This is a genomic window from Paenibacillus polymyxa, assembly GCF_018614975.1.
Lineage (GTDB): Bacteria > Bacillota > Bacilli > Paenibacillales > Paenibacillaceae > Paenibacillus > Paenibacillus polymyxa_E.
Genome location: NZ_JAGGNR010000011.1, coordinates 518,120 through 530,261, shown reverse-complemented (window position 1 = coordinate 530,261; position 12,142 = coordinate 518,120). Strand labels below are relative to the sequence as shown.

The following is a 12,142-nucleotide window of genomic DNA, read 5'->3' as shown; positions in this document are numbered from 1 at the left end:
GAAAACTCCCCTCATAATAGACGTAGAAGTTTTGTTTTTTTCTACTGTCTACTATGAGGGGAGCATATCAAGGACAACCTCTTTTTTATGTTTATATTGTTTTAACTGCTAATTATTCACTGCGTTTCAGAACACTCTTGTGATGCGAGAACACATCAAAGCTCTGTTGTCCGTGATATGAGCCCATACCGCTCTCTCCTACACCACCAAACGGTAGATAGTGTGAAGTCATATGCGAAAGTGTGTCATTAATACATCCCCCACCGAAGGATACTTGATTCAGAACCTGATCCTGCAGTTGCTCATCCTGTGTGAAGAGATATAGCGCCAATGGTTTTGGCCGGCGAACAATCTCATCCAGCATAGGATTCAGGTCACTGTACGTAAACACAGGAAGAATCGGACCGAAGATCTCTTCTTGCATCACAGCTGATTCCCATTTCACATCTCCAAGTACAGTCGGCTCAATGAGCAACTGCTCACGTACAGAACGTCCACCAATTAGCGTTTTGCCCTCTGTGAGGAATTTCGACAACCGATCAAAGTTACGCGCATTGACAATATGCGGGAAATCAACGTTCCGTAACACATCATCCCCAAATTTATCTTTTATCTCTGCGTCAATCATATTGATCAATTCATCATGAACTTGTTCATGCACAAGCAAATAATCCGGAGCAACGCAAGTTTGGCCTGCATTCAGGAACTTACCACGAACAATTCGCTGGGCCACCAGCTTCAGATCTGCATCACTATGCACAATAGCCGGACTCTTACCACCCAACTCAAGAGTTACAGGAGTCAAGTGCTCCGCAGCTGCCTTCATCACAATGCGACCAACACCTGTGCTGCCTGTGAAGAAAATATAATCAAACTTCTCTTTCAACAATGCTGTACTGGCCTCAACTTCTCCTTCCATAACCGCAATATACTCCTGAGGGAAGATCTCCTGAATCAGATCATACGTCAGACGAGATACGGCTGGTGTTAATTCAGAAGGCTTGATAACTGCACAGTTACCGGCTGCAATTGCTCCAATCAGTGGACCAAAGGCCAGTTGGAAAGGATAGTTCCAAGGTGCAATAATAAGAGCCACTCCATATGGTTCAGGGTAAATGGTGCTCACCCCATCCGGCATAGCCGAATTGGTTGGGACTTGTTTTGGTGCAGCCCATTCCTGCAGGTGTTCTAATGCAAAATCCAGTTCACCCAAAACAAAGCGAATCTCGGAACCGTAAGCTTCCGCCTCAGATTTGTTCAGATCAGCCCGAAGTGCGTCTTGAATCCGTTGCTGATACTTTTCAATTCCCTTTCTAAGCTGTTGAAGGGCATTAATCCGATATTCAGTATTTTTAGTTTGTCCTGTATAAAAAAATGTACGTTGTTCTGTCACCAGTTGTTTTGCTTGATCCATATTAACATCTCCAATTAATTATTCAAAATTAAATTGCTTAAAATTTAATTAAAGTATACCTCTTCTATATGAAACTTTCAACATACACATGAAACATTAATATGAAAGTATTTATTGTCAGTCTTAATGTTGAACAATAGCAATAACAGCATGTTGAAGTGAGACAGAAAAAACAGCGAATACAGTGTATGTGAAATCAACTGAAACAGAACCAGTAGAAACGAATGTATTAGTAGACACTGAGTAGGCAACAGAAGAAACTAAGCAAGAGGAAATAGCAAAAACAGTTGAAGCAACCGAATATGAACTTGATGGTTTAAAAATATCAGAATTGTCCGTCAAAGATGAAAATGGGATGTGGTCTTTAACAGCCTCTATTAAAAACACTGATTAAGAATTCGAAGTTGCTTTGCTCAAGGCGACCATTAACAACAAAGACGGAAAACAAATCGGTACAGCAGACGGTACGGCTGACTTCCTGTGAAAAGGTGAAAGCAAAACGGTTGAATTTGACTCAATGGATGATCTTTCGGGTTACGATTCTTTCAAATTTCAGATTGACAGTAAATTGTAATGAAGATCGTATTGTGAAGCCCAGCCTGAAAGAGCATTTTCCGGCTCAAACCAATATAAATAAGTCATCGTTCATCTAACTGGGATATGGATAGCTATGAAATCCGAAATGTGCATTTTATAACTAAGTCTACCATCAGACGAAAATCGACATTGTTAAGAAAAGTCTGATTAAATGAAAATAAGGCCCTGTCAGCTAAGTGCTGATAAGGCCTTATTCTATTTCGAAACGCCTGGAAATATATCGCTTATAAAAAATTATCTACATTTAATGATAAAGTAGCACTCATAGTTTTTCAATTACAGAGTAAATTACTATGAAAAAATCTCTTTGATTAATCTTGTTATATAGAACGTCATTAAGAAACTAACAAAATTTCTACAGTCGCCAAATTGGGTAATACATGGTAAATAAACTCGAGGCGGCAATGAACATGAGTAACAAAGAGACTGAACGTTTGAATACAGCCATGAAACAAACCTCAGACAAACGGCTTTATGAAAGATATCTAGCGGTTCGCCTTCGTTTAGAAGGACACACCTTTGATGAAATCGGTGAGTTGCTTAGTCGTGCGCGTCAAACGATCAGTATTTATTGGCAAGCCTACCAAGCTCAAGGGCTGAAGGGTCTGGAGATGAACCATTCTCCTGGACAACCGACAAAACTCACGAAAGAACATCGTCATCGATTAGCCGTGATGCTGGAGCAACATTCACCCGTCGATGTGGGTTTTGAGGCTCGTTATACCTGGACCCTTCCGTTGGTGGCGGAATGGATGAACCGAGAATTTGGGGTCACCATGAGCGTACGCGGGATTAGCGCAATGCTCAAACGAATAAACTTTAGCTTTACCAAGGCCACTTACACACTCGCCAATGCTAATGAAGAGGCCCAAGCTTTCTTCAAAAAACATACTTTTGCTCAACTCAAGAAACAGGTGGAGATGGAAGAAATCGACCATCTGCTGTTTGAAGACGAGTCCATGATTCTTTCGTATCAAGCCCTTCAGTACAATTGGTTTCCTCGCGGCAAACAACGCAAAGTGCCAACGTACGGCAAACATGAAGGAGCTAAATTATTTGGTGCTACTAACTACGAAACAGGCCAAGTTCATCATCAAGAAGAAGAAAAAGCAGATACGGCTGCTTTTATTCGATTTCCACATGATCTTCTCTCTGCCTATCCAAATGGAAAAATGGCATTGATTTTGGACAACAGCCGGATTCATCACGCTACAGTGTTACAGCCGTTTTTAAAGGAACATCCGCGGTTGCAGTTAGTTTTTCTACCACCTTACAGCCCAAACCTTAACCCGGTTGAAGGACTTTGGCTGTGGCTGTGGCTCAAAGCCGATGTGGTGAACAACATCTTTTTTGAAAAATTTTATAAGATCAGACTTCATGTGAATCAATTTATGAAGCGAATCAACAACCGACCGATGGAAACAATAGATCCTCTCCTCGTTAGGTTATAAACTTAATTGCGGTCTATATAATAACTATTTTTGTCCATTTATTTTCACACAAATAGAGAACTTTTGTTGGGATTTTGTGGGCACTTTGGTTTTTCATTAAGTATGTAGAGACTTGCCCACAAAAAGAAAAAAACCTCAGCGCTAGAGCACCAAGGGATGAGCTATTAGTACAACTTGATATATTGATCGCGTTCCCATTGGTAGACTGGTGTCCGGTTTATGTACGATCGTTTCACATTATTGTTTCTTTCAATATTTATGCGCTATTTACGAAATAAAATAGGAACTAATGTTCGTTTTCTATCATAGCTTTTCACGACTAGAGGAACGTTTGGGAGACGATTTGGGGGGATGTTCCACGAATTTTAAATGAACCGTCAGTACCGCTCCAATGGATTATAAATCATATGTCAGAAACACCCCAATACAATAGTAAAACAGCGGTCAGGCGATACCGATTGCCACACTCAAAAGCATCGACCAAAAGGTTAGCGAGTTTTCTTATTTACCAAAACCAAAATAGTAAGGTAACAACTTAAATTTTTAATTATTGTTTATATTTTCCATATAAGGTATGATAAATTTACCGATCGGGATAAAATAACTAAAGGGAGAGTAGATTAAATGAAAAAAAAATTACTTGCTGGATTATTAGCTGTATCTGCATGTTTTTCAATTGGATCCACGTCCTTCGCTGCTGATGCCACTATTTCAACATCTAATTCTTCACCATCGGTAATGTCCCAGGGGATAGCACCTCATGCTTTTTTTGAGCGCGATATTTACCTAAAAGTAGGCCAACCTGGGCAATGGTATAGCGGCTACACTTATGATGTAATCTATAGCGATGGCGCTTGTGATATTGGCCCTGACTTTTTAGTTACTCCTATTCAACCTGGGCTTACAGTTGTAAGTGCAAACCACGGTACTTATACGATACTTTTCAAATTCCATGTTAGCTATTAGTATCAACGAACAATGACAAACTTTAGTGCCCCCATGCCAGGTGCACTAAAATAACAGGCGCTGTCAGAAGTCCCTCCGACAGTGCCTGTTTTAAATCGAACTGGTTTTTCCTATTCTTTCATTACGATAGTTAATAACTAACAACCTCCAAAAATCATAGCTACCTATATTCTCATCTATGCAGTCCTTGTAATACTCATAACCTTCTTCTGTCCATTTAGGATATTCCATGTTCTCCTTTGCCTTCTGACTGTATTCCACTTGGCCTGCGATTTAACAATGGCCTTCAGATCATCCAACTGTTCACAATTCTATCGTCATAGGCTTCTCCCCCTTCACGGATTTAGTCTTCAGTCCCAGGTATGCCACAATACCAAGAACATGACCCGTCAATAATCGCATCAATCACCGAAGCCTGCTTGAGACGATCCAAAAAGGAAGTCCACTTTATTGATTCCGATGATATACCATTGTTTATGCAAAACTAACGTCATTATGGTTATGTATACTGGATATTTTTCCGAGTGTTAATTGAAACTGGTATGCGAAAAGGCGAAGCAGTTCCTCTAAAATGGATCGATATTGATTTGGATAATCATTTCATTACAATTGATGAAACTCTAGATTTCACAGCGAAAAACAAAGAAGAATTATTCTGTGACACCAACAGAGAGTGGCAGGAACATAACAAAGGGATACTTGGGGATAGATACTACCATGACCTTGATCTGGTACTATGTAGGGAAGATGGAAACTTCATGCCTAAATCATCATTGTTCAATGCCTTCTCCCGCATCTTACAACGTTGTGATCTCCCATCCCTCCCCATTCACTCTCTCCGACATACCTGCGCGGTTCTTTTACTTGAGTCCGGGGCAGATATGAAATTCGTTCAAGAACAATTAGGTCACGGAAGTATTCAGATCACATCAGATGTATATGCCCACATCTCAGGCAAGATCCAGAAAAGCAATATAGATAGATTTGAGAAATTCACTGAAGAAATTTTCGAATAGAAAAATATTTTGTGGGCATTTTGTGGGCACTTTGTTTTTTCTTTAAATATATAGGTACTTGCCCACAAAAAGAAAAACCCCTCAGCGCTAGAGCGCCAAGGGATTGAGCTATTAGTACAAAGTGATATATTGATCGCGTTCCCATTGGTGGACTTGTGTTCTGTACATATCCCACTCAATTTCTTTCAGCTCATAGAAGTGAGCCAAGGCGTGGTCGCCGAGAGCATCACAGATGACTTCGCTGCGGATCAATTCATTCAATGCTTCTTTCAGGTCAGCTGGCAAGCTTGGAATGCCTTCTTCCACACGCTCTTCTTCTGACATGATGTAGATGTTACGGTCAATTGGAGCCGGTAAGGAAAGCTCACGTTTGATTCCGTCCAGACCTGCTTTCAACAGAACAGACAAAGCCAGGTAAGGGTTAGCAGCCGGATCCGGGTTACGAACCTCAACACGTGTACTCAGACCACGGGAAGCTGGAATACGAATCATTGGGCTACGGTTACTAGCAGACCATGCTACATAGCAAGGTGCTTCATAACCTGGTACAAGACGTTTGTAAGAGTTCACAGTTGGGTTAGTAATTGCTGCAAACGCACGTGCGTGCTTCAGAGTTCCAGCCATGAAGTGACGAGCAGTTTTGCTCAGACCCAACTCGTCCGACTCATCAACGAATGCGTTCTCATTGCCTTTAAACAAGGATTGGTTACAGTGCATACCGGATCCGTTCATACCAAACAGCGGTTTCGGCATGAATGTAGCATGTAAACCATGCTGACGTGCAATCGTTTTAACAACGAGTTTGAACGTTTGGATCTGGTCAGCTGCTTTCAGAGCATCAGCATATTTGAAGTCGATCTCATGCTGACCTGGAGCTACCTCATGGTGGGAAGCTTCGATCTCAAAGCCCATTTCTTCAAGTGTGATAACAATGTCACGACGACAGTTTTCACCAAGATCCGTAGGCGCAAGGTCGAAATAACCACCTTGGTCATTCAGTTCGTTAGTTGGGTTTCCTTTTTCGTCTGTTTTGAACAAGAAGAACTCGGGTTCAGGACCGACGTTGAAGGAAGTGAATCCCATATCCTGGGCTTCCTTCAGGTTTCGTTTCAAGATGCCACGTGGATCTCCTGGGAACGGATTACCATCCGGAAGATATACGTCGCAAATCAGGCGTGCAACACGGTTCTCTGCGACCCATGGGAAAATAAGCCAAGAATCTAGATCTGGATAGAGGTACATGTCGGACTCTTCAATACGTACATAACCTTCAATGGAAGATCCATCAAACATCATTTTGTTATCCAGAGCCTTAGTCAACTGACTCACAGGAATCTCAACGTTTTTGATAGCTCCAAGCAAATCAGTAAATTGCAATCGAATGAATCGTACGTTTTCTTCTTTCGAAATGCGGAGAATGTCTTCTTTTGTATAACTCACTATAACCTCTCCCTTTCTTATCTGCGTATTTGGCTTGCCTGTTATATTTGTACATTAGAAAGTTCCACGGGTCAAGGAGTCTCACACCAAAAGTGCATGTTTTCCCCTCACTCGCCAAGTTATACGAATTTACTTTTTATTAAAAAATCGGGAAAGCTCTCCCTGAATGAGAGATACTTGTCCAGGTCTCTTACCTGATACAAGCTGCTGCTTCAGCAAGCGGTGCAACTGTGTATCGGACAGCTCTCTGCGTTTAACTTCAGTGTCTGGCGTGATAACTGTAGCTTCCTCGGATTCTTTCGAAACAGGATTCATCACTTGTTTGATCCCCGCGATGTTAACTCCTTTTTCAATCAAAGCCTTGATCTCTAGCAATCTCTCTACGTCATTAAAAGAGAACAAACGTTGATTACCTGACGTTCTCGCAGGAACGATCAAGCTGTGCTGCTCATAATAACGAATCTGACGTGCAGACAGATCCGTAAGTTTCATTACAATACCAATCGGGAATAAGGCCATATTTCTGCGAATTTCATCACCCATGTTCATCAACCTTCCAGTCATCTATTCTTCACCCTATTGTACATTTAGTTATTACCAAGTGTCAATGATGTGTTAGATAAACTCACAATAATTTACGATCTTTCATCGTCTGTAACGCCATCAAAACGCCATATTTGACATGAGAGTAGGTTAATCCGCCTTGCATATACCCGATATACGGCTCCCGAATAGGCGCGTCGGCTGATAATTCCAGACTTCCACCCTGAATGAACGTACCTGCCGCCATAATGACAGGGTGCTCATAACCAGGCATATCCCACGGTTCAGGAACCACATGACTATCCACAGCTGCTGCACGCTGAATCCCCTGCACGAAGGCGATCAGATGCTCGGCAGAGCTAAACTGAACAGCCTGGATCAGATCTGTGCGAGCTTCATTCCAGGCGGGTTTGGTTACAAATCCGGATTCAGCAAACATCGCAGCAGCAAACGTACTTCCTTTGATAGCTTGTCCTACAATTGTCGGTGCCATGTAAAGTCCTTGGTAGATGCCGCGTGTTGTTCCCAACATTGCTCCAACCTCTCCCCCAATTCCCGGGGCTGTCAGACGATAAGCTGCCAGCTGAACGTATTGTTCCTTCCCACATATGTATCCACCGGTTTCCGCAATACCTCCACCAGGATTCTTGATCAGTGATCCGGCCATCAGATCAACTCCGACTTCTGTCGGTTCACGTTCCTCCGTGAATTCACCGTAACAATTATCTACAAAGACGATGACATCTCCCTTCATTGCTTTGACACGGGTAACCATCTCAGCAATCTCAGCAACACAGAAGGAGGAGCGCCATTCATAACCACGTGAACGTTGAATCCCAATGACTTTTGTAGCCGGTGTAATGCTTTTCTCAACTGCTGCCCAGTCCACTCCACCCTCAGCAGTTAAGGCTGTCTCACTATAGCCGATGCCAAAATCGCGTAGCGAACCTGTACCATCACCGGGTTTGCCAATAACTTTATGCAATGTGTCATAAGGCTTACCCGTGATGTACAACAATTCGTCACCTGGACGCAACACGCCAAAGAGAGCTGTACTAATCGTATGTGTACCTGAGGCAAAATGAGGACGTACCAGTGCGGCTTCCGCACGGAACACATCAGCATATACTTCATCAAGCACTTCACGCCCACGATCGTTATACGCATAACCTGTTGAACCTGCAAAGTGAAAATCACTTACTTTTCGCTGTTGAAAAGCATTAATGACCTTCCATTGATTGTGATCTGTGATCCGATCAATCTGTTGCAGTTGTCCTTCAATCTGACGCTCCACTTGACGTTGAAGTTCAGATATTTCTGAATCAAAGCTTACCATCTTACTTCATTCTCCTTCATAGCACGAATCTGACGTCGAATATCCATTACCGTGTAACTTATCACATCAATATGTCATGAATATTACAATTCAATGAATTCTTCAAGCATATAACCAAATTTCTCATATTCACCTTTTTGCAATTCAACTTCATAAATTACATCATTCTCTTCAAAGCTGGTATCCACTACATCACCAATTTTGTAGAGTACCGACGTAAGATCACCACGTTCTGCCGGAATACGGAAGCGCTTCGTATCACCTGTCAGCTCTGTCTGAATTAATTCACGGATTTTAAGCAGATCCTCCGAGTCTAATGCGCTTACTTTAATATGACCTTTATCCAATGGAAGCATCTCAAGTTGCTCTGGCGTGCACGCATCTTTTTTGTTATACAGGACTAACTGCGGCTTGTCCCCTGAACCAAGTTCTTGCAAAATCGTATTAACTGTCCGCATCTGATCTTCGCGCATAGCTGATGAGGCGTCCACAACATGCAGGATCAGGTCAGCTTCATTCACTTCCTCCAGCGTTGCCCGGAATGCTGCAATCAGATCATGCGGGAGATTTTGAATAAATCCAACCGTGTCGGTAAGTACGATTTCTTTTCCACTTGGAAGTTCCATCGTACGTGATGTTGGATCCAGAGTAGCGAACAGTTGATCTTGAATATACACATCTGCAGCAGTCAACTGTTTGAGCAAGGTTGATTTGCCAGCATTGGTATAACCAACAAGGGCCACCTGTACAATACCTGTTTTTTTGCGGCGTTCACGATGCAATTTACGATGACGAGTCAATTCTTCCAGATGACGCTTCAGATCATCGATGCGACCACGGATGTGACGACGGTCTGTCTCCAGCTTGCTTTCACCCGGGCCTCTTGTTCCGATTCCGCCCCCGAGTCTGGACAGGTTCTTGCCATGACCCGACAACCGTGGCAGCAAATAGCTATGTTGAGCCAATTCCACTTGAATAATACCTTCTCTAGTGTTGGCACGTTGTGCAAAGATGTCCAAAATTAATTGGGTACGGTCAATAATTTTGAGATCAAGGGTTTCTTCCAGATTACGAACCTGTGCACCTGACAATTCCTGATCAAAAATAGCTGTAGTTGCTCCGAGTTCCTCTGCAATTGCACGAAGCTCTTCCACCTTACCTTTACCAATGAACCATTTGGTATCACGTTTCTCCCTGTTCTGAGAAAGTACACTTAGCACTTCCACTCCAGCTGTCTCCGCAAGTTTCACCAGTTCCTCTAAAGAGTACTCAGGGTTGATACCTGTACGTTTTACATCATCCGTAACAAGACTCACCAAGACGGCGCGATCTTTTTTGACCATATCTGTATCATGCGTGCCATTTGTCATGTATATGTTCACTCCCTCTAATTACTAATCCGTTGATATACATTGCCACGAATATGCCATGGCATGCCTTAAGCCGAACCGGTTGGCCCGGCCGGCTGGTGTAAAAACTATATTATCGCTTACTTTCGCTCAAAGTTCAAATCCTCTGTACGGATTGTCATCAGCTCCAGTTTTCCTGGGCTGCCTTCCGAGTATTGTTCCAACAAACGAACCGCCTGATGCCTGATCGAACGCTCAATGGCATTACGAACGTATCTGGCGTTACTGAACGCATGAAGCGAATCATTTTTTTCCTGAAGCAAATGCTGCTTTAGCTTGAGTATGGTCTGTGGCATTAGAATATAATCACGCTCTTTGGCCATAATCTCAGAGATTTGAATCAACTGATCAATGCTATAGTCTGGAAACTCCACTTGAATGGGGAAGCGGGAAGGTAATCCGGGATTCGTCTGGAGAAAAAAATCAATCTCTTCCGAGTAACCGGCAAGAATCAGTATAAACTGATTTTTGTTATCTTCCATGGACTTAACAAGCGTATCAATAGCTTCCTTGCCAAAATCCTTCTCTCCACCGCGGGCCAAACTGTAAGCTTCATCAATGAACAATATCCCACCGAGTGCCTTCTTAACCAGATCTCTTGTTTTCTGCGCCGTGTGACCGATATATTCTCCAACCAGATCCGCACGCTCTACTTCAATAAGATGACCTTTACTCAACACACCCATCTTCTGAAAGAGTTTGGCAACGATCCTCGCCACGGTGGTCTTACCGGTTCCCGGATTGCCTTTGAAGATCATATGATACACGTGCGCACCACTAAGTAAGCCTGCTTCGGTACGCATCTGAGCAATCTGTAGGAAAGCATAGATCTCAAATACCAAGTCTTTGATATTTTCAAGTCCAACCAGTTGCTCCAATTCACCTTGTATCTCCTGGAAGTGCGCATGTTTGGTTATACTTTTGGCTGCCTGTACTGCCGCTGCTTCATCTTTGACCAACATCTGAGGTTCCTGGTTACGCAACACAATATTAATTTGTCTGGATGGTCTGCCTCCTGGTTGCTCTCCTGCAGCCATGACCCGTCCGTTCATTCGCCATCACCTCTATTTTATCGGGCTGAACTCTCCTGATTATTAATGTATTCTATCAGGTGCTCCAATATTAGAAGGATCATGAAGAATTCTACGGATAGGTACATGTCTCAAATCTGAATGTTTTTTCGAAACTCTCCGTTCTCAAACAAACTCTGCCTATGCTTCAGCGATAGCTGAAAGTATGGGAATACATGTGCATCAATGGCATGCAGCAGTTCCTTTGCCGTTTTGTTAGCCAAGTCATAATCACCTGTAGTAATATGCTTCCGTGACAATGCATCTTCAAGCTCATCTTCATCCAGCAAAAATACTTCTCCATCTTTCAGTACAACGACATCCAGATACAGGTCATCAAACCAAGGAACACCCTGATCGGTTATCCCCTGACTGCGACATGTATCAATGTACCATTCCACAATCCGTTTCTGATCGTCAAACATCGCCGTAACTACAAAGTGCTCTCCCTTCGGATAGTATTGCAGCCAGGAATAACCTTTATCTGCGATACAGAAGGTACTGCCTCCATATGTTTTCCACAGAGGTTCTTTCAAATCCTGTATGGTGTACAACGTAATATAACCTGTGAAAATTTTGGATTGAACGAACCGGCATGTGAATTGTCGGTTCGTAATCCGGCGCCAGTTCGCGCGGTCCCCGAATTTCCGTTTCATACGAACCCCTCTTTGCCGACTACAGGTCCGTGACCTGCTCTGATGTTATTGATGAACAATGTAATAACGTCCGCATATGCATTCCAGCGCTCTGGGCCCATCTTGCACAACGTATTACGAATAGTTACAGCTTACCATATTTAAGGTTTACACTCAAAATCAAGCTTTGTCCCACCTATTCGTCAAATCAGCTGCTATTCTGTATAACAAAAAAACTGCTTCACCGAAATTTCGGGAAGCAGTT

10 protein-coding genes are annotated in these 12,142 nt (G+C 42.8%); 3 read left to right on the top strand and 7 right to left on the bottom strand.

Translation table 11 applies throughout. From position 1 onward, the window contains the following. Positions 1-112: 112 nt before the first annotated feature. On the bottom strand, positions 113-1,414 hold the full coding sequence (locus J7E78_RS11000; RefSeq protein WP_215076182.1) for an aldehyde dehydrogenase: 1,302 nt from the start codon (positions 1,412-1,414) through the stop codon (positions 113-115). Positions 1,415-2,415: 1,001 nt separating this feature from the next. Between J7E78_RS11000 and J7E78_RS10995 the strand changes: the two genes are divergently transcribed. The 3 genes from J7E78_RS10995 to J7E78_RS10985 all read left to right on the top strand — a co-directional run bounded on the left by J7E78_RS10995 (position 2,416) and on the right by J7E78_RS10985 (position 5,444). Continuing rightward, positions 2,416-3,462, top strand: coding sequence for an IS630 family transposase (locus tag J7E78_RS10995; RefSeq protein ID WP_215076181.1), 1,047 nt, complete (start codon positions 2,416-2,418; stop codon positions 3,460-3,462). 624 nt (positions 3,463-4,086) lie between these two features. Next, complete coding sequence (locus J7E78_RS10990; protein ID WP_215076180.1) at positions 4,087-4,428, top strand: hypothetical protein; 342 nt, start codon at positions 4,087-4,089, stop codon at positions 4,426-4,428. A 524-nt stretch (positions 4,429-4,952) separates the two neighbouring features. Then, entirely contained in the window at positions 4,953-5,444 is a 492-nt protein-coding gene (locus J7E78_RS10985) for a site-specific integrase (RefSeq protein WP_311516979.1), read from the top strand. Between the two features lie 111 nt (positions 5,445-5,555). Here the strand turns inward: J7E78_RS10985 and glnA are convergent, their stop codons facing one another. The 6 genes from glnA to J7E78_RS10955 form a co-directional block, all read right to left on the bottom strand. Then, a complete protein-coding gene (glnA, locus tag J7E78_RS10980; protein ID WP_076210082.1) occupies positions 5,556-6,884 on the bottom strand; it encodes a type I glutamate--ammonia ligase in 1,329 nt (442 codons plus the stop codon). 129 nt (positions 6,885-7,013) lie between these two features. Next, positions 7,014-7,427, bottom strand: coding sequence for a MerR family transcriptional regulator (locus J7E78_RS10975; protein ID WP_056689944.1), 414 nt, complete (start codon positions 7,425-7,427; stop codon positions 7,014-7,016). Positions 7,428-7,509: 82 nt separating this feature from the next. Continuing rightward, positions 7,510-8,763, bottom strand: coding sequence for a methionine gamma-lyase family protein (locus tag J7E78_RS10970; protein WP_215076178.1), 1,254 nt, complete (start codon positions 8,761-8,763; stop codon positions 7,510-7,512). Positions 8,764-8,846: 83 nt separating this feature from the next. Continuing rightward, the gene (gene hflX / locus J7E78_RS10965) at positions 8,847-10,133 is read right to left on the bottom strand and encodes a GTPase HflX (protein WP_076331536.1); all 1,287 of its coding nucleotides are present in this window, start codon (positions 10,131-10,133) and stop codon (positions 8,847-8,849) included. Positions 10,134-10,252: 119 nt separating this feature from the next. Continuing rightward, positions 10,253-11,224 (bottom strand): AAA family ATPase, encoded by a 972-nt coding sequence (locus tag J7E78_RS10960; protein ID WP_062834999.1) that lies wholly within the window; start codon positions 11,222-11,224, stop codon positions 10,253-10,255. 110 nt (positions 11,225-11,334) lie between these two features. After that, the gene (locus tag J7E78_RS10955; protein WP_017687920.1) at positions 11,335-11,898 is read right to left on the bottom strand and encodes a ribonuclease FAU-1 family protein; all 564 of its coding nucleotides are present in this window, start codon (positions 11,896-11,898) and stop codon (positions 11,335-11,337) included. Between the last annotated feature and the right edge of the window lie 244 nt (positions 11,899-12,142).